This is a genomic window from Bradyrhizobium daqingense, from assembly GCF_021044685.1.
Classification (GTDB): domain Bacteria; phylum Pseudomonadota; class Alphaproteobacteria; order Rhizobiales; family Xanthobacteraceae; genus Bradyrhizobium; species Bradyrhizobium daqingense.
In genome coordinates this window covers 1,357,718-1,381,989 of the sequence record NZ_CP088014.1, presented here as the reverse complement: position 1 = coordinate 1,381,989, position 24,272 = coordinate 1,357,718, and the positions used below count along the sequence as shown (strand labels likewise).

At 65.2% G+C, this 24,272-nt stretch carries 21 protein-coding genes; 8 read left to right on the top strand and 13 right to left on the bottom strand.

The features are described from left to right. Positions 1 to 20 precede the first annotated feature (20 nt). Complete coding sequence (locus tag LPJ38_RS06325) at positions 21 to 1,241, bottom strand: citrate synthase family protein (RefSeq protein ID WP_145639214.1); 1,221 nt, start codon at positions 1,239 to 1,241, stop codon at positions 21 to 23. Between the two features lie 81 nt (positions 1,242 to 1,322). On the opposite strand from LPJ38_RS06325, the gene LPJ38_RS06320 reads away from it, so the two are divergent. Together LPJ38_RS06320 and LPJ38_RS06315 are read left to right on the top strand one after the other, a co-directional pair. Next, the gene (locus LPJ38_RS06320; RefSeq protein ID WP_145639216.1) at positions 1,323 to 2,426 is read left to right on the top strand and encodes a citrate synthase/methylcitrate synthase; all 1,104 of its coding nucleotides are present in this window, start codon (positions 1,323 to 1,325) and stop codon (positions 2,424 to 2,426) included. A 157-nt stretch (positions 2,427 to 2,583) separates the two neighbouring features. Continuing rightward, a complete protein-coding gene (locus LPJ38_RS06315) occupies positions 2,584 to 3,615 on the top strand; it encodes an HWE histidine kinase domain-containing protein (RefSeq protein ID WP_158644783.1) in 1,032 nt (343 codons plus the stop codon). Positions 3,616 to 3,626: 11 nt separating this feature from the next. On the opposite strand, the gene LPJ38_RS06310 is transcribed toward LPJ38_RS06315, so the two are convergent. Beyond that, positions 3,627 to 4,259 carry a J domain-containing protein gene (locus LPJ38_RS06310; RefSeq protein WP_145639220.1) on the bottom strand — a complete coding sequence of 211 codons (633 nt, stop codon included), beginning with the start codon at positions 4,257 to 4,259 and terminating at the stop codon, positions 3,627 to 3,629. A gap of 105 nt (positions 4,260 to 4,364) precedes the next feature. Between LPJ38_RS06310 and LPJ38_RS06305 the strand changes: the two genes are divergently transcribed. Further along, positions 4,365 to 4,634 (top strand): BolA family protein, encoded by a 270-nt coding sequence (locus tag LPJ38_RS06305; protein ID WP_145639222.1) that lies wholly within the window; start codon positions 4,365 to 4,367, stop codon positions 4,632 to 4,634. 160 nt (positions 4,635 to 4,794) lie between these two features. Here the strand turns inward: LPJ38_RS06305 and LPJ38_RS06300 are convergent, their stop codons facing one another. The 3 genes from LPJ38_RS06300 to LPJ38_RS06290 form a co-directional block, all read right to left on the bottom strand. Beyond that, the gene (locus LPJ38_RS06300) at positions 4,795 to 6,147 is read right to left on the bottom strand and encodes a hemolysin family protein (protein WP_145639227.1); all 1,353 of its coding nucleotides are present in this window, start codon (positions 6,145 to 6,147) and stop codon (positions 4,795 to 4,797) included. 64 nt (positions 6,148 to 6,211) lie between these two features. Next, positions 6,212 to 7,354 carry a 3-dehydroquinate synthase gene (gene aroB / locus LPJ38_RS06295; RefSeq protein WP_145639228.1) on the bottom strand — a complete coding sequence of 381 codons (1,143 nt, stop codon included), beginning with the start codon at positions 7,352 to 7,354 and terminating at the stop codon, positions 6,212 to 6,214. After that, complete coding sequence (locus LPJ38_RS06290) at positions 7,351 to 7,962, bottom strand: shikimate kinase (protein ID WP_145639230.1); 612 nt, start codon at positions 7,960 to 7,962, stop codon at positions 7,351 to 7,353. The genes aroB and LPJ38_RS06290 overlap by 4 nt, the downstream gene beginning before the upstream one ends. 163 nt (positions 7,963 to 8,125) lie before the next feature. Between LPJ38_RS06290 and LPJ38_RS06285 the strand changes: the two genes are divergently transcribed. The 4 genes from LPJ38_RS06285 (at position 8,126) to LPJ38_RS06270 (ending at position 12,517) form a co-directional block, all read left to right on the top strand. Continuing rightward, positions 8,126 to 8,272 (top strand): hypothetical protein, encoded by a 147-nt coding sequence (locus LPJ38_RS06285; RefSeq protein WP_042335471.1) that lies wholly within the window; start codon positions 8,126 to 8,128, stop codon positions 8,270 to 8,272. 17 nt (positions 8,273 to 8,289) lie between these two features. Next, the gene (gene xerD / locus LPJ38_RS06280; protein ID WP_145639232.1) at positions 8,290 to 9,249 is read left to right on the top strand and encodes a site-specific tyrosine recombinase XerD; all 960 of its coding nucleotides are present in this window, start codon (positions 8,290 to 8,292) and stop codon (positions 9,247 to 9,249) included. A gap of 295 nt (positions 9,250 to 9,544) precedes the next feature. Further along, on the top strand, positions 9,545 to 10,507 hold the full coding sequence (locus tag LPJ38_RS06275; protein WP_145639234.1) for an acetyl-CoA carboxylase carboxyltransferase subunit alpha: 963 nt from the start codon (positions 9,545 to 9,547) through the stop codon (positions 10,505 to 10,507). Between the two features lie 456 nt (positions 10,508 to 10,963). Then, positions 10,964 to 12,517, top strand: coding sequence for a L,D-transpeptidase family protein (locus tag LPJ38_RS06270; RefSeq protein ID WP_167520649.1), 1,554 nt, complete (start codon positions 10,964 to 10,966; stop codon positions 12,515 to 12,517). Positions 12,518 to 12,745: 228 nt separating this feature from the next. On the opposite strand, the gene LPJ38_RS06265 is transcribed toward LPJ38_RS06270, so the two are convergent. The 7 genes from LPJ38_RS06265 to LPJ38_RS06235 form a co-directional block, all read right to left on the bottom strand. Next, positions 12,746 to 13,441, bottom strand: coding sequence for a branched-chain amino acid ABC transporter ATP-binding protein (locus LPJ38_RS06265; protein WP_145639238.1), 696 nt, complete (start codon positions 13,439 to 13,441; stop codon positions 12,746 to 12,748). Next, the gene (locus tag LPJ38_RS06260; protein WP_061850207.1) at positions 13,434 to 14,165 is read right to left on the bottom strand and encodes an ABC transporter ATP-binding protein; all 732 of its coding nucleotides are present in this window, start codon (positions 14,163 to 14,165) and stop codon (positions 13,434 to 13,436) included. The genes LPJ38_RS06265 and LPJ38_RS06260 overlap by 8 nt, the downstream gene beginning before the upstream one ends. Further along, positions 14,155 to 15,255, bottom strand: coding sequence for a branched-chain amino acid ABC transporter permease (locus tag LPJ38_RS06255; protein ID WP_145639240.1), 1,101 nt, complete (start codon positions 15,253 to 15,255; stop codon positions 14,155 to 14,157). Before LPJ38_RS06255 ends, LPJ38_RS06260 begins: the two co-directional genes overlap by 11 nt. A 19-nt stretch (positions 15,256 to 15,274) precedes the next feature. Next, on the bottom strand, positions 15,275 to 16,489 hold the full coding sequence (locus LPJ38_RS06250; RefSeq protein WP_145639242.1) for a substrate-binding protein: 1,215 nt from the start codon (positions 16,487 to 16,489) through the stop codon (positions 15,275 to 15,277). Between the two features lie 4 nt (positions 16,490 to 16,493). Further along, entirely contained in the window at positions 16,494 to 17,351 is an 858-nt protein-coding gene (locus LPJ38_RS06245; RefSeq protein ID WP_145639244.1) for a branched-chain amino acid ABC transporter permease, read from the bottom strand. A gap of 36 nt (positions 17,352 to 17,387) precedes the next feature. Continuing rightward, entirely contained in the window at positions 17,388 to 18,902 is a 1,515-nt protein-coding gene (locus tag LPJ38_RS06240; protein WP_145639246.1) for an amidase, read from the bottom strand. 153 nt (positions 18,903 to 19,055) lie between these two features. After that, the gene (locus LPJ38_RS06235; RefSeq protein ID WP_145639248.1) at positions 19,056 to 20,240 is read right to left on the bottom strand and encodes a substrate-binding domain-containing protein; all 1,185 of its coding nucleotides are present in this window, start codon (positions 20,238 to 20,240) and stop codon (positions 19,056 to 19,058) included. A 180-nt stretch (positions 20,241 to 20,420) separates the two neighbouring features. Here LPJ38_RS06235 and LPJ38_RS06230 point away from each other — a divergent pair, with 180 nt between their 5' ends. Beyond that, positions 20,421 to 20,864 carry a MarR family winged helix-turn-helix transcriptional regulator gene (locus LPJ38_RS06230; protein ID WP_008542071.1) on the top strand — a complete coding sequence of 148 codons (444 nt, stop codon included), beginning with the start codon at positions 20,421 to 20,423 and terminating at the stop codon, positions 20,862 to 20,864. A 279-nt stretch (positions 20,865 to 21,143) separates the two neighbouring features. On the opposite strand, the gene secA is transcribed toward LPJ38_RS06230, so the two are convergent. Further along, positions 21,144 to 23,984 carry a preprotein translocase subunit SecA gene (gene secA / locus LPJ38_RS06225; protein ID WP_145639250.1) on the bottom strand — a complete coding sequence of 947 codons (2,841 nt, stop codon included), beginning with the start codon at positions 23,982 to 23,984 and terminating at the stop codon, positions 21,144 to 21,146. Positions 23,985 to 24,272 lie beyond the last annotated feature (288 nt).

Genomic DNA, 24,272 nt, shown 5'->3' with positions numbered 1-24,272 from the left:
ATGTTTGGGCCCTCCGGGCCTTAATCCTTAGCCCCAGCCCTCCGCCCCGGCGCCGGCCCCACATACCTCGCCCGCGGCCTGATCAACTTGCCGAACTGCAATTGCTCGCTGGCCTGGGCGATCCAGCCGACGCTGCGGGCCATGGCGAACAGCGCGAGCTCGCTGCCGGCGGGCAGCCGCAAGGCGTGCACGAGCACGGCGAGGGCATAGTCGATGTTGACGAACTCGCCGGTGGCCTCCGCGATCCGCTCCGGCACTTCGCGCGTGAACTTTCGCGGCGCGCCGGCGCGCGACAATGCGTTGAGCAGCGACTGCGCGCGGGGATCGCCGCGCTTGTAGACGCCGTGGCCGAAGCCGGCAAAGCGCTCGCCGAGCGCGACGCGCTCGCGCACCATCGGCTCGACGTCACGATCGATCAGCGTCTTCACGAGCTGCGAGGCCAGCACGCCGGCGCCGCCATGCTTGGGCCCCTTCAGCGCGGCGAGGCCGGCGATCACGGAGTCATAGAGGTTGAGGCCGGTCGAGGCGGCGCAGCGCGCCGTGAAGGTCGAGGCGTTCAGCTCATGGTCGGCGAGCAGCACCAGCGCGCGGCGGATCAGATCGGGCGCATGCTTGTTGTCCGCCGCCCACGCTTTTGCAACCTGCTGATGCAGCGGCTGGGCCGACGGCTCGACGTTGAGCATGGTCGCGACCAGCAGGCGGACGATGCGCGCACCGACCAGCGCGCGGCCATCGGGCGCGCGGGTGAAAGCACGTGGATCGGCACTCGCGGCCAGCGCAAGCACGGCAATGGCGCGGTCGATCGGCGCGGCCCGACGCGCGGCCTGCCCGATCGCGCGCATCTCCTCGGACAGAAGGGGCAGATTGTCATGCGCGAACGGATCGACGCCGGTGACGTCCCACAGCAGCGTGGCCGCGTGCTCCAGCGTGTCGTTCTCGGCGAGATCGACGCAGTTGACGCCGCGATAGATCGCGCCCTCCTCGGTGATGGTCGAGATCTCCGTATCCATCACGGGCAGGTCGGCGTCGAAGCTCCGCAGGCCCCGCGGCTCCGGCGACGGCACCCGACGCTCCTTCAGCGCGCGGACGTCCTCGGCGCGATAGCGGTTTTTCCGCGAGTCCGGCGTCGGCTCGGAGCGGATCAGGCCGCGGCTGACATAGGCGTAGAGCGTGGCCGGCGAGATCGCGAGCTCGGCGGCGGCTTCCCGGGCGGAGAGATAGAGCTCGCTGGAATTTTTCATATTGATTTATGTAATCAAGATTGATCAATCTGTCGAGAGGCCCGACCTTACCGCTGGGTGCAGCGCAAAGGAGATTGGACCATGAACATCCACCTCACCAAAAGCCAGATCGGGCTGGACGGCGTTCCCGCGGCCGAGACCGTGCTGAGCCATGTCGACGGCGAGCGCGGCGAGCTGATCATCGCCGGCGAGCATGTCGGCAGCCTCGCGGCCAAATCGAGCTTCGAGGGCGTCACCGCCCGGCTCTGGAACGGCGCCAGCACGACTGCCTTGAGCGAAGCTCACGTGCGGGCGAGCCTGGGCGTCGCGCGGGAGCGCGCCTTCGCGCGCTTGCCGGAGCTGCTGCCGGCGACACAGGGCATGGGCATCGTCGACGGGTTTCGTGCGGCCGTCGCGGGGCTTCGCGCCGAGCACGGCCTCGAGCACGAGGCCACCATCGTCGGCGCGTTCCCGGTGATTGCGGGCGCGCTGGTCCGCCGCGCCAAGGGCCTCGAGCCGGTCGCGCCCGATCCCAGCGCGAGCCATGCCGCCGATACGCTGCGCATGCTCCATGGGCGCGCACCTGCCACGCGCGAGATCACCGCGCTCGATGCCTATCTTGTCACCGCCAGCGACCACGGCATGAATGCATCGACCTTCACCGCGCGCGTGGTGGCCTCGACGCAGGCCGATCTGTTCGCCGCGGTCACCGCAGGCTATTGCGCGCTCACCGGCCCCTTGCATGGCGGGGCGCCGGAGCCGGTGCTGGAAATGCTGAATGCGATCGGCTCGCGCGAGCGCATCCAGCCATGGGTCGATGCGGCGCTGGCGCGCGGCGAGCGGATGATGGGTTTTGGCCACCGCGTCTATCGCGTGCGCGATCCGCGCGCCGACGTGCTGAAGACCGCGGTCGAGGCGCTGGCGTCCAACGGCACCGATTTGCCGTTTGCCGCCGAAGTCGAGGCCTATATCCGCAGCGCACTACGCAAGAAGAATCCGGAGCGGCCGCTGGAGACCAATGTCGAGTTCTTCACCGCGATCCTGCTCGACGCGCTCACGATTCCGAGGCAGGCGTTCACGCCGATCTTCGCAGTGGCGCGCGCGGCAGGATGGACCGCCCATGCGCGCGAGCAGCAGCGCACGGGACGGCTGATCCGGCCGAGTTCATCTTATGTGGGAGCCATGCCTAAGGCTTCAGGCGACTAAGGCTGAGGGAAAGGCGACAGCGGAGCTCTCACTCCGCTGTCGTGCGGACAAAGTCTGGTCTATCGAGACGCTGAGGAGGGTTTGCACGTCTCCGGCGAGCGGTGGAACGAACGCGCGGCCAGTGAATTACCTGATCTGGCCCCGTTTGAGGAACACTATGCTGGACTTGTTTGGACCCTCGGACGAGGCCAGGATCGGCGAGATCGCCAGACAGGCCAGCAGGAGCGCTGCTGGCGCGGATTCCGAGAGGCGATTCCGGGATTTGCTCCAGGCGCTGCCCGCCGCGATCTACACCACCGACGCAGAAGGCCGCATCACCTTCTTCAATCAAGCCTGCATCGATTTTGCCGGACGCACGCCGAAGATCGGCGAGATGTGGTGCGTGACCTGGAAACTCTATCTTCCCGACGGCACACCGCTCCGCCACGATGAGTGTCCCATGGCGATCGCGCTCAAGGAGAATCGGCCGGTGCGTGACGTCGAGGCAGTGGCCGAGCGGCCAGACGGCTCCCGGATCTGCTTCATGCCGTTTCCGACGCCGCTACGCGACGAACACGGGCGACTGATCGGCGCGGTGAATATGCTGGTCGACATCACGGCCCGCAAGCAGGCCGAGCAGCGCATGATGCTGCTCGCCTATGAGGTCGATCATCGTTCGAACAATCTGCTGGCGGTGACGCAGGCGATGCTGCGGTTGACGAAGGCCGAGACCGCTGCAGAATTCCAGGCCGCATTTCAAGGCCGGCTCAGCGCGCTCGCGAACGTGCAGAGGCTGTTCTCGGCCTCGCGCTGGACGGGCGCGAGCCTGAAGACCATCGTCGAAGAGGAACTCCGGCCGTACGCAGGTGAAGACGGCGCACGCATCAGCATCGCAGGTGACGATATCCGCCTGCCGGCGACGCTCGCCCAATCGATCGCCGTCGCCGTGCACGAGCTCGCGACCAATGCTGCCAAATACGGATCGCTGTCGACGCCTTCGGGCAGGCTGGACGTTCGCTGGGAGACCACCGACGCAGAGCCTCTCGTGCTGCGCTGGTCGGAGAGCGGCGGTCCGCTCGTCAGCGAGCCGGCCCGCACCGGCTTCGGAGTCGGCGCCGTCGACGGCATCATCCGGACCTTGCGGGGACGGGTCACGCGGCAATGGAGACCGGAAGGACTGATCTGCGAACTGTCCTTCCCGGAGGCGTAGCGTGGAGCGCTTCAGGCCTCCCGCACCACCGTCTTCAGATAGTTATACGCCTTGATGATCTCGATCAGGCGATCCTCGGTGGAGCGGTCGCCGCCATTGGCGTCGGGGTGGTGCTGCTTCACCAGCGCCTTGTACTTGGTCTTGACGTCGGCGAGCGTGGCGCTGGGACCGAGGCCCATGACCTGAAGCGCCTTGCGCTCGGCGTTCATCACCTTGCGCGTCTCGGCCTTGGGCTCGGCCTCCGGCCCCTTCCGCCAGCTGGCGCGGCCGTTGATCTCGCTGAACATGCTGAACGGATCGGAGGCCATGTCGATCTCGGCTTCCGCGCCCTTCTTGCCGCCATTGGCGCCCATCTTCCAGGTCGGGCGGTGCCCGGTCAGCGCGTCCTTCTGGTAGCGCGCGACGGCATCGGCATTCATGCCGGAGAAGAAATTGTAGTTCTGGTTGTACTCGCGCACATGGTCGAGGCAGAAGTGCCAGTACTCGCGCTGGTTCTCGCGACCCTTGGGCGCGCGATGCGCGCCCTTGTTCTGGCAGCCCGCCCACTCGCAAGCGACAACGGTGTCGCGCGGCTTCACTTCCGGCTGCTTGCCCCGCGGCTTCACGCGGATGGAGTCGAAGAATTTTGATGAATCGATCGGCATGGCTGACTTTGACTACGCAATGCAAAAACCTTCAAGTCTTGACATTGCAATTCGCTGCAAACCCGGCAAATAACGGGGTGCGACCTCTGCACCCGAATGGCACACATGGTTATGAAAGACACTATCAGCAACAAGTTGCAGGAAGCTTTCACGCCTGAAAGCCTGCAGGTCGTCGACGAGTCACATCTGCATGAAGGCCATGCCGGCCATCGGCCGGGCGGCGAGACGCACTTCCGTGTGTATATCGTATCTGATGCCTTCAAAGGGAAGAGCCGGGTCGACCGCCATCGCATGATAAATTCGGCGCTGGCCGCGGAACTCTCCGGCGGCGTGCATGCGCTGGCGATCCACGCCCAGGCGCCGGGGGAAGGTTGATGTTACCTCCAATCCTGGACGAGCTTGCACATACTCGAATGTTCGTCATGCCCGGGCTTGTCCCGGGCATCCACGTTCTTTGTGCGACCTGGTAGACGTGGATGGCCGGGTCAAGCCCGGCCATGACGATGTGGAAGCTTCGCGGCCTGTAACTGCTGCGTCAAAACGACGTCCCGGCCCTTCTCGGCTTCACCTCTTCCAGCTCGGCCTCGCGCGGCACCGGTGAAATACGGAGCGCGGTGATGCGGTTGCGTTCGCGGCGGAGGACGCGGAAGCGGAAGCCGTGGAAGGTGAAGCTCTGGCCGCGGTCGGGGATCGAACGCGCCTCGTGAATGACGAGGCCTGCCACCGTGGTCGCCTCTTCATCGGGCAGGTGCCAGTCCAGCGCACGGTTGAGATCGCGGATCGGCACCGAGCCGTCGACCACGACGGAGCCGTCGGGCTGGCGCCGGACGCCGGCGACCACCACGTCGTGCTCGTCGGAGATGTCACCGACGATCTCCTCCAGAATGTCTTCCAGCGTCACCAGGCCTTCGACCTCGCCATATTCGTCGACGACCAGCGCGAAATGGGTCTTGCGACGGCGGAACGCCTTGAGCTGCTGGGAGATCGGCCGCATCTCCGGCACGAACCAGGGCGGCAGCATGATGGTGGTGACGTCGATGCGCGAGGTGTCGCCCTCCGAGGCGCGGATGGCGCGCAGCAGATCCTTGGCGTGCAGGATGCCGATGATGTTCTCCGACTTGTCGCGCCACAGGGGAATGCGGGTGTATTCGGTGGCCAGCACCTCCCGCACCAGCTCCTCCGGCGGCAGGTCGGCATTGATCATCACCATGGCGGTGCGGTGAACCATCACGTCGGACACGGTCAGCTCGCCGAGGCGGAAGACGTTGTGAATGTATTCGGCCTCGCCGCTCTCGATCTTGCCGTGCACCGCGGATTCCTCCACCAGGCCTTCGATCTCGGAATCGGTCAGGATCTCGTGCTGCGAAAATTCCTGGACGCCGATGAGACGCAGGATCGCGCCCGAGGCCGTGTTGAGGCACCAGCTTAGCGGATAGAACACCAGGTAGGAGAAATGGAGTGGATAGGCGATCCACTGCGACACCGGCATCGGCTCCCTGATCGCGAGCGTCTTCGGCACCTGCTCGCCGATGATGATGTGCAGCGAGGAGAAGACCAGGAATCCCGCCATGAAGGAGGTGAAGTGCAGCGTGGCCTCCGACAGCCCGAGCGGCTGGAGGACCGGGCTCAGCAGCGCGGCAACGGTGGGCTCACCGATCCAGCCGAGCCCGAGCGAGGCCATGGTGATGCCGAGCTGACAGCAGGCCAGATAAGCCTCGATATTACCCATCATCCTCTGCAGCAGGCGCGCGCCGAATCGGTTCTGCTCGACCATGGCCCTAACGCGGAAGCCGCGGCTCTTCACCAGCGCAAATTCCGCCGCCACGTAGAATGCATTGGCGGCGAGCAGGAGGACCGCAAGCAGCAGATTGATTGAGATCGAGCTCATGTTTGCCTCGCGACCGTCTCGACCTTCGCCGCTTGGCGTGCCCCGGATCCAGACGGTCCTGCCATCACTGCAACAGTTTCGCCTTCAGGAAATCGCGCACCAAGGCCGGCTCGACGTCCTTGGCGATCACGGCGCGGCCCACAGTCTCCAGCAGGATGAAGGTGAGCTTGCCGCGCTTGACCTTCTTGTCCTGCGCCATCAAGGCCATCAGCGCATCGGCGTCGGCAAGGCCTTCCTGGGCAAAGCCGGCGATGTCCTGCAAGCGCGTCGGCAAGCCGACTTCGACCAGGTGACGCTCGACGCGCGCCGCATCGGCCTCGCCGAGCATGCCGAGCTGTGCCGAGAACTGCGCCGCCAGCGTCATGCCGATGGCGACGCCCTCGCCGTGAAACAGGCGGTCGGAGAAGCCGGTCGCAGCTTCCAGCGCATGGCCGAAGGTGTGGCCGAGATTGAGCAGCGCGCGCTCGCCGGTCTCGCGCTCGTCGCGCGAGACGACGCCCGCCTTGGCGCGGCAGGAGGTGGCGATGGCATGCTCACGCGCCGAGCTACCCCTGAAGATGTCGACGTGGTTCTTCTCCAACCAGGCGAAGAAGGCTTCATCCCCGAGCACGCCGTATTTGGCGACCTCGGCATAGCCGGCGCGGAATTGGCGCGGCGACAGCGTGTCGAGCACCGCCGTGTCGGCAATCACCAGCACCGGCTGGTGGAAGGCGCCGAGCAAATTCTTGCCCTGCGGCGAGTTGATGCCGGTCTTCCCGCCGACGGAGGAATCGACCTGCGCCAGCAGCGAGGTCGGCACCTGCACGAAGTCGACGCCGCGGCGCAGGATCGCCGCCGCAAAGCCGCCGAGATCGCCGACCACGCCGCCGCCGAGCGCGATGACGAGATCGTTGCGCTCGATCTTGGCGGCGATCAGGGCCTCGCTGACCTTCTCCAGGCCGGCATAGGTCTTCGAGATCTCGCCCTCCTCCACCACGATGCGCGCAGTCGGGATGCCGGCGGCAGCAAGCGAAGCCTCCGTGGGCTCGAGCCAGTGCTTTGCGACGGTGCGGTCGGTGACAATGGTGGTGCGCACGCCCGGGCGCAGGCGCGCGACGCGCTCGCCGAGCGAGGTCAGCACGCCGCGGCCGATGACGATGTCATAGGCACGATCGCCGAGCGCGACGTCGACGGTGATGGGGTCGGAATGTTTCAAAGGCGCGGTCATCGTACGGCACTCGCAACGTCGACAGGTGGTTCGCCGCACAGATGGGCGTGCAGCGTCTCGATGCATTCCTCGACGATGCGGTCGTGCGGCACGTCGCGGGAGGCGATGGTGAGGTCGGCATGGCGATAGATCGGCTCACGCTCGGTGAGCAGGCGCGTCACGGTTCCCTCGGGGTCAGCGGTCTGCAGCAAGGGGCGATCGGCACGGCGCCGCACGCGGCGCATGATGACGTCATGGTCCGCCTTGAGCCAGATCGAGACCGCTCTCGCGGCGATGCGCGCGCGGGTTTCCTCGCGCATGAAGGCGCCGCCGCCGGTCGCGAGCACGATGGGGCCGCCGTCCAGGAGCCGCGCGATCACCCGGGCCTCGCCGTCGCGGAAATGCGGCTCGCCATGGCGCTCGAAGATTTCCGGTATGGTCATGCCGGCCGCCGCCTCGATCTCGGTGTCGGCGTCGACGAAGGGCAGCTTGAGCCGCGCCGCCATGCGGCGGCCGATGGTGGATTTGCCCACCCCCATCATGCCGACGAGCACGATCGAGCGCGTCCCGAGCGCCGACAGGATGTCGGTCTCAGGCGAACCGGGAAGCGGCAACGCGGCGTCGGACATGTCTGGCTCGAAAAGGATCTCGCTCGAACTGCCGCCCAAGGCGGCAGGCTTTGGCCACCTATACGACCCCCTTGGGGCCCTCGCCAGAGGACTCTTGCCACGAAACGGCGAACATGTTGGATGATTTCATTGGTTAATTCGCCACGCCCCGAGACCTTTCCCGATGCCCAGCCTGTTCCGGTTCCTGACGGTCGTCGCCGTGATCGCCGGCATCGTCTACGCCGCGGTCTTCGCGCTGGCGAACTTCGTCAATCCGAAGCCGCGGGAAATGACGGTGACGATCCCGCCTGACAAGTTTCTCAAGAAATAGGCGCTAGGCTCCGGGGCATGCCCATCAAGCCCTCCGACACCAAGCTCACCGGCCTGTTCCTCGACATGCTCGCGGCGGAACAGGGCGCCGGGGCCAACACGCTCGATGCCTACCGCCGCGATCTCACCGATTTCTCGGAATTTCTGGCGCGCATCGGCCATACATTCGTGGATGCGCAGACCCAGACGCTGCGCGATTATCTCGCCGATCTCGATGCGCGCGGCTTCAAGTCCACCAGCGTCGCCCGCCGCCTGTCGGCGATGCGGCATCTCTATCGCTTTCTTCTGAACGAACGGATCAGGGGTGACGATCCCGCGGCGATCCTGTCCGGGCCCAAGCGCGGCCGCGGCCTGCCGAAGGTGCTGTCGATCGCCGATGTCGACCGCATGCTCCGCCGCGCCAAGGAATTGAGCGAGGCGGAGGATGCCTCGCCGTCGAAACGGCTGCGCTCTTTAAGGCTCTATTGCCTGCTCGAAGTGCTCTACGCCACCGGCCTGCGCGTCTCCGAACTGGTGGCGCTGCCGCGCTCGGCCGCCAAGCGCGACGCGCGCATGATCGTGGTGCGCGGCAAGGGCAACAAGGAGCGCCTGGTGCCGCTCAACGAGGCCTCGCGCCAGGCGATGGCTGACTATCTCGCCGCAACCGAGGCCGCAAAGGCCGACAAGAAGACCAGCGAGGCGGCTTCGAAATGGCTGTTTCCTTCGTTCGGCGAGAGCGGGCATCTGACGCGGCAGCACTTCGCCCGCGACCTGAAGGAGCTCGCGGTCGCCTCCGGGCTGCAGGCCCGCCTGGTCTCCCCGCACGTGCTGCGCCACGCCTTTGCCAGCCATCTGCTGCACAACGGCGCCGATTTGCGCATCGTGCAGACCCTGCTCGGCCACACCGACATCTCCACCACCCAGATCTACACCCACGTGGTCGAGGAGCGGCTGAAGAGCCTGGTGCGCGACCTGCACCCGCTGGCGGAGAAATCATAAGTCTCGTGGCCCGGACGCGCGCAGCGAGAGCCGGGGCCCACGCCGCATGCTGGGTCCCGGCTCTGCGCAGCAGCGCTATAGAAGCGCTGCAGCGCGTCCGGGACACGAGACGCGGCCGGGACGACAGGCAGAACCGCCTTGACTTCGGCCACATCTCCGCAGAAAGAGCCGTGGCCTCAGACTGATTTGGCTGGCGGCTCGCGAGCACACAAGCCAAACCATTGAAGAAGCTACACTTCTTTCCGCAGCCCAACCTCGCTTCGCTTCTCTCGCCCCGTCCCCTTATATTGAGTTGATGCAAGACCAGATGCGCAGCTATCTCGACTTCGAAAAGCCCGTCGCCGAGCTCGACTCCAAGGTCGACGAATTGCGCGCGCTCGCCGCCACCGGTGCCGACATCAGCGACGAGATCGGGCGGATCGAGGACAAGGCGGCGCAAGCGCTGGCCGACCTCTACACGAACCTGACGCCCTGGCAGAAGACCCTGGTGGCCCGGCATCCGCAGCGGCCGCATTTCAACGACTTCATCAAGGGCCTGATCACCGAGTTCACTCCGCTCGCCGGCGACCGCAAGTTCGGCGAGGACGAGGCGCTGGTCGCCGGCTTCGGCCGCTTCCGCGGCGAGCCGATCTGCGTGATGGGCCAGGAGAAGGGCGATTCCACCGAAAGCCGTATTAGGCACAATTTCGGCATGGCCCGCCCCGAAGGCTATCGCAAATGCGTGCGGCTGATGGAGATGGCCGAGCGTTTCGGCCTGCCGGTGCTGTCGCTCGCCGATTCCGCCGGCGCCTATCCCGGCATCGGCGCCGAGGAGCGCGGCCAGGCCGAGGCGATCGCACGTTCGACGGATGCGTGCCTGGCGTTGACCGTGCCAAACGTCGCCATCATCACCGGCGAGGGCATGTCGGGCGGCGCCATCGCCATCACAACGGCCAACAAGGTCTTGATGCTGGAGCACGCGATCTACAGCGTGATCTCGCCGGAGGCGGCGTCCTCCATCCTGTGGCGCGACGGCACCAAGGCGCAGGAAGCCGCCAACAACATGAAGATCACCGCCCAGGACATGCTCCGCTTCGGAGTGATCGACCAGATCCTGAAGGAGCCGGTCGGCGGCGCCCATCGCGATCCCGCCGCCATGATCGCCACCACCGGCGAGGCCATCGCCAAGGCGTTCGACGAGCTCCGGGACCTCGACGGCGACGCCATCCGCAAGCAGCGCCGGCAGAAATTCCTCGATATCGGCCGAAAACTGGGCTGATTCGGCTCGGTTTTGGTGTCCCGGACGCGGTGCGGCACGAAGTGACGCTCCGCAGAGCCGGGACCCATCTCCAACCCTGGGCCCCGGCTCGGCAGCGCACCGCGAAGGCGCGCTGCGCTGCGTCCGGGGCACGAGGGACGCCGGTAACCCCGCATTAACCCTTTTTTTGCCCAAATCGGCGATCTGAGTCCGTGATGGGCCGGAAAGCCCAAGTCCGGCCCAAAGTTGCGTCCATTTAGGCTTCGTTGACCATGCCACTGGGCCAACGGGCTCGTGATCCCCGCTCGGGTTGCGACCGCATGACCCAGAGGTTAGAATTTTAATCAATGGCTTCAGGGCATAAGCGCTGGAGCGTGAGCTGAAAAAGCCCGTCACGACGGGTCCGGTTGTCCGGTCGGATCATGCTCCAAACGATTGGGGTTCGCGCGCACTGCCCGGCACGGTGTGGGGTCCATCTTGATTTCTCGTTCGCTTGCTCGCGCGCTCTTGGCTTCGGTTGCGCTGATGACGGCCGGCGGTCTTTTGGCCGGCTGCAACAGCGACCAGGTCTCGCTCGCGACCAACGCCAAGGCCAACCAGCCGGTGCCGCCGAAGCTGCTCGCCGCGATGACCGAGAAGGACATGGATCTGCAATCGCCGATCCTGGTCCGCCTGTTCAAGCAGGAGGCCGAGCTCGAGGTCTGGAAGCAGACCCGCTCGGGCCAGTTCGCGCTGCTCAAGACCTATCCGATCTGCCGCTGGTCCGGCGATCTCGGCCCCAAGGTGCGCGAAGGCGACCGCCAGGCGCCGGAGGGATTCTACTCGATCAATCCCGGCCAGATGAATCCGCAATCGGCCTACTACCTGTCGTTCAACACGGGTTACCCTAACGCATTCGACAAGGCGCTTGGGCGCACCGGCTCGCAGCTGATGGTGCACGGCGATTGTTCTTCGCGCGGCTGTTACGCCATGACGGACGAGCAGATCGCCGAGATCTATTCGCTCGGGCGCGAATCCTTCTTCGGCGGCCAGAAGGCGTTCCAGCTCCAGGCCTATCCGTTCAAGATGACGCCGGTGAACATGGCCAAGCACCGGAACAATCCGAACATGCCGTTCTGGAAGATGATCAAGGAAGGCTATGATCATTTCGAGGTGACGCGGCAGGAGCCGAAGGTCGATTTCTGCGAGAAGAAGTACGTCTTCGACGCCGCCAAGCCGGCGGACGCCAAGCGCGACCTGGTGTTCGACGCGTCGGCGAAGTGTCCGGCTTATGTGATCCCCGAGGAGATCGCCAGCGCGGTGCGCGGCAAGCAAGCCAAGGACGAGGCCGAATACGCAAGGCTCGTCGCCAAGGGTGCGCCGGTGGCCCGCATGAACACCGGCATCGACGGCGGCATGAACAAGGTGTTCGCGGCCAAGATTCCGGAAGGCTCGACCGGTCTGTCGGAAGGCGCCGAAGGCACCACGCTGCAGATGCTGGCGATGGCCAAGGCGCCCGGCACGATCCCCGGCCACGTCAATCCGCCCAAGCCGAACCTCGATTCCGTGGCGTCCGCGCCGTCGCCGCAGGAAGAGCCGGTGGTCGCCGTGAGCGCGCCCGCGAGCAGCACGCGTGTTGCCTCGGCTCAGCCCGCCGAAAAATCTCAAGGCGGCGGCTTCTTCTCCAATCTCGGCCGCAAGATGGGCCTCGGCACTGCCGACACCACCGCGACTACTCCTCCGCCGCAAGCCACCGCATCGGTGGCGCCGGCCCAGACCACCCCGACGCCGCCGACGGCAGCCTCGCGGCTCAAGGCCGCGGTGACGAGATTCGTGCCGGGCAACGACAAGAAGGAAGCGCCGAAGCCGGCCGTTGCCGCCGCCAAGCCCACCGAGCCGCCGAAGCCGCAACCCGACACGCGGCTTGCCGCAACGCGCCCGGCGCTGAAGCCGTCAGTGTCGGATGGCGCCGCCGACAGCGGCCTGATGGCGGGTTCTGCACCGGTTGTGCCGTCGAACTCGTTCGAGAGCCGCTTCGGGGCGATGAGGTAAGGCGGCGAGCGATAACCGCTCCCTCCGCCAGTCCATCCAAGCTTGACGCCGTCATTCCCCGCCACCGGGTCTCGCCTTCGGCGAGCCCGATGACAGGCTCCGGCGGGGAATCCAGTATTCCAGAGACAGTCGTTTTCAATCGAGAGGCCGTGGCGTACTGGATGCCCCGCTTTCGCGGAGCATCTCAGCTGAGGTTGATGTGACAGCGGAGCGCTTCACACGCGCCCGCTACGGCGCCAGATATCGCATCAGCTCCGGATTGCCCCTCACCTGGCCCGCCTCGCCTTGCAGCGCGACCCGGCCGCGGTCGAGCACGTAGGCGTAGTCGGCGACGCGGAGCGCCAAATCGAGGTGCTGCTCGACGATGATGACGGCGATGGACCTCGCGAGCTCGATCAGGCGCTCGGTGATCTCCTCGATCACGCCGATCCAGACGCCTTCGGTCGGCTCGTCCAGCAGCAGCAGCTTCGGATCACCCAGCATGGCGCGGCCGATGGCGAGCATCTTGCGCTCGCCGCCGGAGAGCGTGCCGGCGGGCTGGTCGAGGCGCTGACCGAGCTTCGGGAAGATGGTCAGCACCTGGTCGACCGCGTCGGCCTTCTTGCTCGCGAGCGAGCCGACGGCGAGATTGTCGCGCACCGACAGGCGCGCGAACACCGAATGCTCCTGCGGCACGTAGCCGATGCCGGCGCGCACGCGCTCCTGGGTGGCGCGGCGGCTAATGTCGCGGCCGTCGAAGGCGACCTCGCCCTTCCACGCGGGCAGCTCGCCGACAATGGTCTTCATCAGCGTGGTCTTGCCGGCGCCGTTGCGGCCGAGCACGGCGACGCCGCCGCGCCAGGGAATGCCGAGGCTGACGTCGAACAGGACCTGGCTGCGACCATAGCCGGCGTCGAGATGCTTGATGTCCAAAAATTCAGGCACGGCGCAGATAGATCTCCTGGACGGATGTGTTGGCCTGGATCTCGGACACCGTGCCCGAGGCCAGCACCTTGCCCTGGTCGAGCACGGTCAACCGATCACAGATGTCGCGGATGAAATCGAGGTCGTGCTCGACGATGACGAGCGAGCAGTGCTGCTTGATCGGCTGCAGCAGCTCGCCGGTGACGCGGCGCTCCTCCAGGCTCATGCCGCCGGTGGGTTCGTCGAGCAGGAGAAGCTTGGGCTTGCCCGCCAATGCCATCGCGATCTCGAGCCATTGCTGCTGGCCGTGCGAGAGCGCGGCGGCCGCGTCGAAGGCGCGGTCGGCGAGGCGGAATTGCCTCAGCATGGTCATGACCTGGTCATGCAACGCACCGCGCGTGCGCGAGAACACGAGATCGAACAGCGAGCACTGCGCCTGCAGCGCGAGCAGGATGTTGTCGTAGAGCGTCAACGACGGCAGCACCGACGTGATCTGGAATTTCAGGCTCATGCCGGCGCGGGCGCGCTCGGTCGGGGTGAAAGCGGTGATGTCGGTGTTGACGAAGCTCACTTTGCCCTGCGTCGGCACTTCGGCCCCCGCAATGCACTTCATCAGCGTGCTCTTGCCGGAGCCGTTCGGGCCGATCAGCCCGTGAAACTCGTTCTCGCCGACGCTGAGCGCCGCGCCATCGAGCGCGGTCAGCTTGCCGAACACTTTCTTGATGCCCGCGGCCTCAAGGAGCATTGCGCTTCTCCTTGACGTTTTCCTTAGGTCTGGCACCGAAGCTTCCGACCCGCTCGCGCTCGCCGAGCACGAAGCTGATCAGGCCGAGCGGCCGGAACAGGATCACGAGCAGCAGCAGCAATCCCAGAATGATCGGCCAGATGTCGCGGTAATTGTCCGACAGCCAGAAGCTGACGCCTTCGACGATGACGGCGCCGATTACGGCACCGATCAGCGTGCCGGAACCACCGAACAGCACGTAGAGCACCACCTGCGTCGAGACCACGACGCCGACCATATTGGGCCAGACGAAGCCCTCGTGGAACGCGTAAAGACTGCCGGCAAGGCCGGCGACGGCGCCGCCGATGGTGAAGATGATGGCTTTGAGATGCTGCGCCTTGTAGCCGAAGAAAGCGATGCGCTGCTCGTTCTCGCGGAGGCCTGCGAGCGCCAGGCCGAATTGCGAGCGCACCAGGAAGCGGCAGAGCAGATAGACCACGATGAGGATGCCGAGCACGAGATAATAGAACGCCGGGCCTTCCGTGAAATCGTATGACCCGAGCGACATCGGCGCGATCGAGGGGATGCCGTTCTGGCCGCCGAGATAATACCAGCCGCGCGCCAGGCGGTCCGCGGCATAGGAGCCCGTCAGCGTGCCCAGCGAGACGAAGATCACGCTGGAGGGATGCCGTCCCAGCAGCAGGAAGCCGCCGAGCAGCAGCGCGAAAGTGAGACCGATCAGCGTGCCCGCCGGCAGCACCAGGAAGATGTTGGTGATGTCGAGGTCGCGCGCGAGCAGCGCCACGCCGTAGCCGGCCGATCCGAAGAACAGGGCCTGGCCGAAGCTCATGATGCCGGCATAGCCCCAGACCAGGTCGAACGACAGCGCGAACAGCGCGAGGATGAGCACGCGCGTTGCGAACACGGTGAGATAGTCCTGCAGCACCAGCGGCGCGAGCAGCGCCGCGAGCAACACGACGCCCTCGACGATCGGCAGGATCTTGCGGCCTGACGAACGCTCGGCTCCCGCGCCTTCTGCCATTGCACCGCCCGCTTCGTCGCCGGCATCGGCGACGACGGCCTGTCTTACCACGCTCATCGGCTTCAGCATTCCACCTTAGCATTCCACTCTAGCATTCCTTGGGATCGACGAGGCCGCTGCTGCGCGCGACGATCTCGTAGTTCCCGCCCTTGGCAACGGCCGTGTACATCTTCATCTTGCAGTGCCGCTTGCCCGGCACCATCTCGGCGGGTCCGCCGGGACCTTCGGCGATCTTGGCGTGGTCGAGCGCGGCGGCAACGGACTCGCGGTCGATCTTGCCGGCCTCCTTGACCGCGGCTTCCCACAGCTTCAGGCCGCGATAGGTGCCGGTGGCGGCGCTGCCGGCGGCGAACAGGAAATTGCCGGGGAAATCCTTCTCGTAGGCTGCCTGGATCTTGGCGTCGAACGGGTTCTCCTTGGTCAGCACCTTGAAATAGTCGAGGCAGCTCGCAAGCCCCTCGATCTCGGCGGCCTGATTGATGTTGAGGGTGTTCTCGTCATAGTAGACGCAAGCCAGGCGCCCGCCGTTCTTGAGGAAGCCGGCTTCGTAGAGCTGCTTGAAGAACGGGCCGACGCCGGGCGGAATCACGGTGTTGAAGACGACGTCGACCTTGTTGGAGACGATGCGGTTGACGGTCGCGGAGAAGTCGACCTGGTCGAGCGGGTAGTATTCCTCGAAGACGACCTCGCCGCCATTCGATTCAATCACCTTGCGGGCATAAACGTTGAGCGTGTGCGGCCAGACGTAATTGGCGCTCGGCAGCGCGAACTTCTTGCCGCCGTTCTTGATCAGCCAGGGGATGAACTCGTCGCATTGCTGTGCCGGCGTCGGGCCGGTGCAGAACAGATAGGGCGTGCACTCCTTGCCTTCGTAGAGCTGCGGATAGATATAGAGCGTTTTGCCGCGCGAAACGATCGGATCCTTGATCGCGTTGCGCATCGAGGACGTGATGCCGCCCAGCACCATATCGACCTTGTCGCGCTGGATCAGCTTGCGGACGTTGCCGACGGCGACGGATTCGTTGGAGGCGGTGTCCTCGATATAGAGCTCGAGCGGACGGCCGAGCAGGCCGCCGGCTGCGTTGATCTCCTTGATCACCATCTTGGCGACGTTGGCATCGGCATTTCCGGCATAGGCGATCGGCCCGGTGAGGTCGGTGGCGATGCCGACCTTGATCGGGCCTTCAGCCGCATTGGCCCAGGGGGCCGGGATCACCCAGCTGCCGACGCCGGTGGCGACTGCACCGGACGCAAAAGCGAAATTGGAGAGGAAGCGACGCCGTGAGAGCTGTGTATCGAACATGTGACTAAACCCCTTTTCCAGCGATGAGGCCCTGCGGGCGGAATTTGATGAAGACAATGGCAAGGACGAAGACGAGCACGTCGGCGACGACGGGCGCCATCACCCAGGGCAGCGCGGCACTGAGCGTGCCGATGACGCCGGCGCCTGCCACCGGGCCGATGAAGGAGCCGACGCCGCCGACCATGACGGCGACGAAGCCCTGGATCAGGAAGCGCAGGCCGAGATCGGCGTAGAGACTGAAAACCGGAACGATCAGCGCCCCGGCAAGACCCGCAAGGGCGGAGCCGAACGCGAAAGTGGCGCCGTACATCAGCGGCGTGGAGATGCCCGAGGCGCGCGCCAGCGATGGATTTTCCAGCGTGGCGCGCATGCGCAGGCCGAAGTTCGTGCGCGACAGCAGCAGGTAGCAACCCGCCATCACCAGCAGCGTGATGAGGATGATGGTGAAGCGCCAGGCCGAGATGTGGACTGTGCCGAAATCGATCGAGCCGCCGATCGGCTCGGGCACAGTGAGATAGAAGCCGCCGATCAGGCCGCGCACGGCTTCGCGGATGATCAGGCCGAGCGCATAGGTGCCGAGCATGGCGACGATCGGTGCGGCGTAGAAGCGGCGGATGATCAGCGCCTCCAGCACGAAGCCGAGCGCGCCGACCACGAAGGGCGCCGCGGCCATGCCGGCCCAGATCGGCAGTCCCTTGGCATGAGCGAGATAGGTGATGTAGGCCCCGAGCAGGACGAACTCGCCCTGCGCGAAGTTGAAGATGCCCATCATGCTGGCGATGATCCCGAGCCCCAGTACGATCAGGACGATGATCGCGCCGAAGCTCAGGATCTCGAACGCCGCGACGAACGCGTTAGCCATGCGCTACTGTTCCGTCCGCCTGTATCAATGCTTCTTTCACATCTTCTTCCAGTCGCCGATCTGCTCGAAGGCATGGGCGGCGCGGTAAATGGTGGATTCCTCGAACATGCGGCCGACCAGCATCAGGCCGACGGGCAGGCCGTCGACCATGCCGCAGGGCAACGACATCGCGGGATGATGGGTGATGTCGAACGGCGCAGTGTTGGAGATCATCTCAAGCGCGCGGGCGACGTAGTCCTCGCGGCTGGCATCCGGCTCCGGCAGCTTGGTCGCCTTCATCGGCGTGGTCGGCATCAGCAGCAGATCGTAGTCGTTGAACGCCTTGTCGTAGGCTGCGGTCAGCCGGCGCGAGATGTTGAGCGCCTTGCCGTAGAAGCGCGGACCGAAATTGTTGTTGATGTAGGTGCCGAGCATCATGAACAATTTCGTGGTCTCGGACAGCGAATCGGCCTGCCGGCGCCAGCCGCGATGGAAATCCATCAGCGAGGTCGAGTAGAGATCGCCGCGGGACAGGCCATAGCCGTCGCCGAACATCATGGTCTGGGTCAGGCCTTCGGTGCCGATCGGGGTCCAGATCGCGCCGCCCAACAGATGCATCGGGATCGACACGTTCTCGACGCTGGCGCCGAGATCCTTGAAGCGCTTCGCCGCTTCGCGCACGCTTTCATTCACCGCGGCTTCCGCGGTCGGCTGCTCGAAGCCCTCCTTGACGATGCCGATCTTCATGCCCTTGACGCCCTGGCCGAGCGCCCTGGTGTATTCCTCGACCTTTGGGGCCTTGATGCGCGGATCGTAGCCGTCGTCGCCGGCGAGCACTTCGAGCAGCAGCGCATTGTCCGCGACCGTTGCGGTCATCGGGCCGGTGTGGTCGACATAGATCTCGATCGGCATGATGCCGGTATAGGGCACGAGGCCCCAAGTCGGCTTCATGCCATAGGTGCCGCAGAACGAAGACGGCATGCGGATCGAGCCGCCCTGGTCGCCGCCGATCGCCATGTCGACCTCGCCGAGCGCGACCACGACGCCCGAGCCCGAGGAGGAGCCGCCGGCCGAATAGCCCATCTTGTGCGGATTGTGCACCGAGCCGTAGGACCCGGTGTGGCTGCCGCCGGACAGGCAGAAATGCTCGCAATGCACCTTGCCCTTGATCTCGGCGCCGGCATCCAGCATGCGCGTGACGATGGTGGCGTCGAAATCGGGCACGTAGCCTTCCAGCGTCGACGAGCCGTTGGTCATGGGCACGCCGGCCAGCATGATGTTGTCCTTCAGCGCGACGGTCTTGCCCTTGAGCTTGCCGCTGGCGGCCCCCTTCACAGTCGACTTGCGATACCAGGCATTGCGCGGGTTCTCTTCGGCCGAGGGGCGATAGCCCGGCGTGCGCGGATATTTCACCTCCGGCAGCTCATCCGGCATCGCGCCGACGAGGTTGTAGGCCTCGATCGAGCCCTGCATCAGGCCACGGAAGGAGGCGACGTCCTCATCGGTGAGCGAAAGGCCGCACTGCTCGGCGACGGCACGAAGTTGGGCGGGCGTTGGAAGGGCAACTGTCACGGCGCTCTCCTGAGTTTCTTGGATCAGTCCTTGGGCGTGCGGCCGCATTGGGCGCGACAAGCGCACCGGCCCGGCCGGAACATTCAAAACGGAAATATTTTCCTTTTCAAGTATTATTTTGGATTCGCGCGTGCACCGATTGCCGCGCCGGGCTCAGATCGGTTTGATCAGCTTGAAGTCGAGACCATCGGCCTCGGCGAGATGCATCGGCATCCGCGCATGCCCGTTGCGGACGGCGACCTGGCCGCGGGCGCCGCTATAGACGACGTTGCGGCCGGCTGCGAGCAGCGGCCCCATCGACAGCGAGCCCGCCTTGTTCGCGACCGCTTCGAGAAAGCGCAGGCCCTCATAGCTGGACTGGCCTACCGAGCCGATGGGCGGCGCGTTTGGCCCGAACATCGCACGATAGCGGCTCTGGAAATCGTCATTGGCGCGCGCGCCGGTGCCGATGAAATAGCCGGACGCGCAGAACATGTTCTCGCTGTTGTCCGCGCCGATGCCGAGCAGCACGGTGTCGTCCATGGCGCCGGCGAGCCGCAGCGTCGTGGCGCCGAGACCGCATTCGCCGAAAGCACGGTTGAAGGTGATGCTGTCGGTGCCGATCAGCGAGATCAGCACGACGTCGGGCCTCGCGGCGCGGATGCGTGCCAGATGCGCCTCGTGATTGTCCTCGCCGAGCGGAACGAACTCTTCGCCGACGACATGCCCGCCGGTTTCCTTGATGTAGTTCTTCACCGCGCGGTGCGACTGCCAGGGCCAGACATAATCGCTGCCGATCAGGTACCAGCGCTTCGCCTTCTTGACGTCAGCGAGCCAGTGGATCGACGGCCGGCTCTGCCAGCGCGGCGTCTCGCCGATCGCCATCACGCCGGGCGTGCGCTCGCCGCCCTCGTAGACCGGCGTGTAGATGTAGGGGATGCGGTGACGCGTGGTGACGTCGCGCAAGCCGACGCGGACCGCGCTGGTGTGCAAGCCGACGATGAGGTCGACCTCGTCGAAGGCGATCGCCTGCTCGGCTCGGTTCAGGACCTCGTCGAGCGGCCCGCCGGCATCGTAGATCGACAGCTCGATCTCGCGCCCGAGGATGCCGCCGCGCTTGTTGATCTCTGCGACCGCGAGCTGCGCGCTGTTGGTCGCACAAGGGCCCCAGACGCCGGGCGAGCCGGTGCAGCAGATGAAGCCGCCGATCCGCAGCTTGTTCGCGCCGCGCCGCCTGAAGAGAGCGTGATCGCTGGGCGACAAGACGCCATCAGCCGCCGATGACGACAGATTCCTGAACAGCAAGGACGGCGGCAACGCCGGGCCGCCGTGAGCCGGGAAGTTCACCGTCGCGCGCACGCCAACTCCTGTCTGATATCAGACCCGAAAGCACATTGATCAGGCGGCCGCGGCTCTCCGCCCTTTTGTTGGGCAATGATCCTATTTTGAAAATATTGAATGTTCAACAATTGAAGTGCATATAGATGCAGCATTGATTGCAAGACATTCACTCATTTGGGTCAAGACGAAGTCTTAGCCGTGGCAAAACCCTCGAAAGAAAACACCCCCATCACCGAACACCTCGCCTACCTGCTGGCGCAAGCCAACCGGGAAATCAACCGGCAGCTCGAACTGCGGTTGAGCAAGGAGGGCGTGCCAGTCGAGCAATGGCGCATCCTGAAAGTGCTGTCGGACGGCAACGGCCATTCGATGGGCGAGCTGGCGGACGCCGTGCTGCTCAACCATCCGACGCTGACCAAGATGATCGACCGCATGGTCTCGGACACGCTGGTCTACCGCGTGCAGGATCCGAACGACCGCCGCAAGGTGCTGATGTTCATCTCCGACCGCGGCAAGGTGCTGTGCAAGAGGCTCAACTCGCTCGCGGTCGACCAGGAGGAGCACATCCTGGAAAGCTACGGCGACAAGCCGACCAGCGAGCTCAAGCGGCTCCTGGAGAGCTTAATCGATAGTTCGAATTGAGGGACGGGTAGTGGCGCGTCTCGCTACATAGTTGTAGCCCGGATGGAGCGAAGCGTAATCCGGGTCGCTTCGCACACCGACAGGATTCCCGGATTGCGCTTCGCTCCATCCTGGCTACCAATCGCGTTACAGCCTCAACTGTCACCGCCCGATTTAATCGGGCGATCCCATAGACAGATGTGACTGAAGCGACCAGGCCGCGGCGTACTGGATCGCCCGGTCAAGCCGGGCGACGACAGTGGAGAATGAGGCACCGGTGTTGCGCCTCAGCCCGCGTATCTACGCATACCGCCCGTGGCAGTGCTTGTACTTCTTGCCCGAGCCGCACGGGCAGTCCTCGTTGCGGCCGATCTTGCCCCAGCTGGCGGGGTTCTTGGGATCGCGTAGCGAGGCATCCGTGGCCTGGGCGCCGAGGGTGACGCTGGCGAGCGCCATTTCGTCCTCGCCGGTGTTCGGGTCGAACTTGTGCGCCTCCATCGGCGGCAGCACGGGCGCTTCCTGCTCCGGCGGGACGATCTCGACGCGCATCAGCTGCGCCGTGACGGCCTCGCGCAGATGCGCGCTCATCTCCTGGAAGAGATTGAAGGCTTCGGTCTTGTACTCCTGCAACGGATCGCGCTGGCCGTAGCCACGCAGGCCGATGACCTGGCGCAGATGATCGAGCATGATCAGGTGCTCGCGCCAGAGGTGGTCGAGGGTCTGCAGCAGGATGGTCTTCTCGACGTAACGCATCACGTCGGGACCCCATTGCGCCACCTTGGCCGCCATGTGCTCGTCGGCCCTGGTCTCGATGCGCGAGAGCAACTCCTCGTCGGCGATGCCCTCTTCCTTGGCCCATTCGTCGACCGGCAGGTCGAGATCGAGCACGCGCTTCAGTTCGTCCTTCAGGCCGGCGACGTCCCACTGCTCGGCATAGGCGTGCTCGGGCACGTGCTTGGCGACGAGATCGTCGATGAAGGCGTGGCGCATGTCGGTGACGGTTTCGGCGACGCTCTCGTCCTTCATCAGGTCGACGCGCTGGTCGAAGATCACCTTGCGCTGGTCGTTCTGGACGTTGTCGAACTTGAGCAGGTTCTTGCGGATGTCGAAGTTGCGCGCCTCGACCTTCTGCTGCGCCTTCTCGAGCGCCTTGTTGATCCAGGGATGGATGATGGCCTCGCCCTCTTGCAGGCCGAGACGCTGGAGCATGCTGTCGAGACGGTCCGAGCCGAAGATGCGCATCAGATCGTCTTCGAGCGACAGGAAGAACTTCGAGCGGCCGGGGTCGCCCTGACGGCCGGAACGGCCGCGGAGCTGGTTGTCGATGCGGCGGGATTCATGCCGCTCGGAGCCGATGATGTAGAGACCGCCGGGCTTCTTCACGGTCTTGGCGGGCTTGCTCCCCTTTGCCGGCTCGACCTCGACTGTCTCCTCGGCCTTCAGCACGATGTCGCGGAAATGGGCGATGTCGGCCTTGATCTGCTCGATCTTCTTGGCCTTCTCGGCCTCGTCCTCGATGCCCGCGGTCTCCTGCTGGATCCGCATCTCCAGCGAGCCGCCGAGCTTGATGTCGGTGCCGCGGCCGGCCATGTTGGTCGCGATCGTGATCGCGCCGGGCACGCCCGCTTCGGCGACGATATAGGCTTCCTGCTCGTGGAAGCGCGCATTCAGCACCGCGAACAGCTTGGCCGGCTTGCCGGCGCGGGCCGCGGCATAGAGCTTGTCGAGCGCGTGCTCCTTGCCGAAGTCGATCTGCTTGTAGCCGTTCTTCTTGAGGAATTCGGCGAGCACTTCCGACTTCTCGATCGAGGCGGTGCCGACCAGGACCGGCTGCAGCCGCGAGTTGGCGCGCTCGATCTCGGCGAGGATGGCGGCGTATTTCTCCTGCTGGGTGCGGTAGACCTCGTCGTCCTCGTCGAGGCGCGCGATCGACAGATTGGTCGGGATCTCCACGACCTCGAGCTTGTAGATGTCGAACAGCTCGTCCGCTTCGGTCGCGGCGGTGCCGGTCATGCCCGCCAGCTTCTCGTACATGCGGAAGTAGTTCTGGAAGGTGATCGAGGCCAGCGTCTGGTTCTCGGGCTGGACCTGGACGTGCTCCTTGGCTTCCAGCGCCTGATGCAGGCCTTCCGAATAGCGGCGGCCCGGCATCATGCGCCCGGTGAACTCGTCGATGATGACGACCTCGTTGTCGCGGACGATATAGTCCTTGTCCCGGGTGAACAGCGTGTGGGCGCGCAGCGCCTGGTTGATGTGGTGCACGACGGAGACGTTCTCGACGTCGTAGAGCGACTCGCCCTTAAGCTGGCCGGCATCGCGCAGCAGGGTCTCGATCTTCTCCATGCCGCCTTCGGTCAACGTCACCGTGCGCTGCTTCTCGTCGACCTCGTAATCGGTCTTGTCGAGCTTGGGCAGGAAGCCATCGATGGTGTTGTAGAAGTCGGAGCGGTCGTCGAGCGGGCCGGAGATGATCAGCGGCGTGCGCGCTTCGTCGATCAGGATGGAGTCGACCTCGTCGACGATGGCGAAGAAATGCGGCCGCTGGACCATATCCTCGAGCCGGTACTTCATGTTGTCGCGAAGATAGTCGAAGCCGTATTCGTTGTTGGTGCCGTAGGTGATGTCGCAGGCATAGGCCGCCTTGCGCTCGGCGTCGTCGAGGCCGTGCACGATCACGCCGGTGGTCATGCCGAGGAAGCCGTAGATCTGGCCCATCCAGCTGGAGTCGCGGCGGGCGAGATAGTCGTTGACCGTGACGACGTGGACGCCCTTGCCGGCGAGCGCGTTGAGGTAGACCGCGAGGGTTGCCACCAGCGTCTTGCCTTCGCCGGTCTTCATCTCGGCGATGTCGCCCTCGTGCAGCACCATGCCGCCGATCAGCTGGACGTCGAAATGGCGCTGGCCGAGCGTGCGCTTGGCGGCCTCGCGCACCGTGGCGAAGGCGGGGACCAGCAGGTCGTCGAGGGTCTTGCCGCCCGCGAGCTGCTGCTTGAATTCCGCGGTGCGGGCCTTGAGCGCCTCGTCGGAGAGTTTCGAGACCTCGGGCTCCAGCGCGTTGATCGCGTTGACGCGGGACTGATATCCCTTCACCCGCCGGTCGTTGGCGGAGCCGAAAAACTTGCGGGCGAGCGCGCCGATCATGCCTAGTTCCTGTGTTCGCGATTCAACCGCGTTGCAGCCAAGAAGTTGTCACCCGCCTGCCTATTCAACTCACCGTGACGCCGATGGCGCCCTCAGCCCGCGGGGGGTCGTCCGCCATATGGGTGGGAGTTGAGCAAGTCTGGGTTCAACGGCCAAAAACGCAGCAAAATAAACGCCATCGCCATGGACGCGACCGGCCAGAGATATGGCCGGCCCCTAGCCTTGTCAACGGCGGCCGCATTGCGGCTAATTCATCATTTTGACAGACTTTTCGCGTTGCCAAGCCCC

What these genes read in the sequence shown, in the direction of transcription:
- LPJ38_RS06260 (WP_061850207.1), bottom strand. Translation starts at nt 14,165, where the DNA reads ATGCTCCTTGAGGCCGCGGGCATCAAGAAAGTGTTCGGCAAGCTGACC.
- LPJ38_RS06250 (WP_145639242.1), bottom strand. Translation starts at nt 16,489, where the DNA reads ATGTTCGATACACAGCTCTCACGGCGTCGCTTCCTCTCCAATTTCGCT.
- LPJ38_RS06310 (WP_145639220.1), bottom strand. Translation starts at nt 4,259, where the DNA reads ATGCCGATCGATTCATCAAAATTCTTCGACTCCATCCGCGTGAAGCCG.
- xerD (WP_145639232.1), top strand. Translation starts at nt 8,290, where the DNA reads ATGCCCATCAAGCCCTCCGACACCAAGCTCACCGGCCTGTTCCTCGAC.
- secA (WP_145639250.1), bottom strand. Translation starts at nt 23,984, where the DNA reads ATGATCGGCGCGCTCGCCCGCAAGTTTTTCGGCTCCGCCAACGACCGG.
- LPJ38_RS06300 (WP_145639227.1), bottom strand. Translation starts at nt 6,147, where the DNA reads ATGAGCTCGATCTCAATCAATCTGCTGCTTGCGGTCCTCCTGCTCGCC.
- aroB (WP_145639228.1), bottom strand. Translation starts at nt 7,354, where the DNA reads ATGACCGCGCCTTTGAAACATTCCGACCCCATCACCGTCGACGTCGCG.
- LPJ38_RS06285 (WP_042335471.1), top strand. Translation starts at nt 8,126, where the DNA reads ATGCCCAGCCTGTTCCGGTTCCTGACGGTCGTCGCCGTGATCGCCGGC.
- LPJ38_RS06245 (WP_145639244.1), bottom strand. Translation starts at nt 17,351, where the DNA reads ATGGCTAACGCGTTCGTCGCGGCGTTCGAGATCCTGAGCTTCGGCGCG.
- LPJ38_RS06290 (WP_145639230.1), bottom strand. Translation starts at nt 7,962, where the DNA reads ATGTCCGACGCCGCGTTGCCGCTTCCCGGTTCGCCTGAGACCGACATC.
- LPJ38_RS06320 (WP_145639216.1), top strand. Translation starts at nt 1,323, where the DNA reads ATGAACATCCACCTCACCAAAAGCCAGATCGGGCTGGACGGCGTTCCC.
- LPJ38_RS06305 (WP_145639222.1), top strand. Translation starts at nt 4,365, where the DNA reads ATGGTTATGAAAGACACTATCAGCAACAAGTTGCAGGAAGCTTTCACG.
- LPJ38_RS06315 (WP_158644783.1), top strand. Translation starts at nt 2,584, where the DNA reads ATGCTGGACTTGTTTGGACCCTCGGACGAGGCCAGGATCGGCGAGATC.
- LPJ38_RS06255 (WP_145639240.1), bottom strand. Translation starts at nt 15,255, where the DNA reads ATGCTGAAGCCGATGAGCGTGGTAAGACAGGCCGTCGTCGCCGATGCC.
- LPJ38_RS06325 (WP_145639214.1), bottom strand. Translation starts at nt 1,241, where the DNA reads ATGAAAAATTCCAGCGAGCTCTATCTCTCCGCCCGGGAAGCCGCCGCC.
- LPJ38_RS06275 (WP_145639234.1), top strand. Translation starts at nt 9,545, where the DNA reads ATGCAAGACCAGATGCGCAGCTATCTCGACTTCGAAAAGCCCGTCGCC.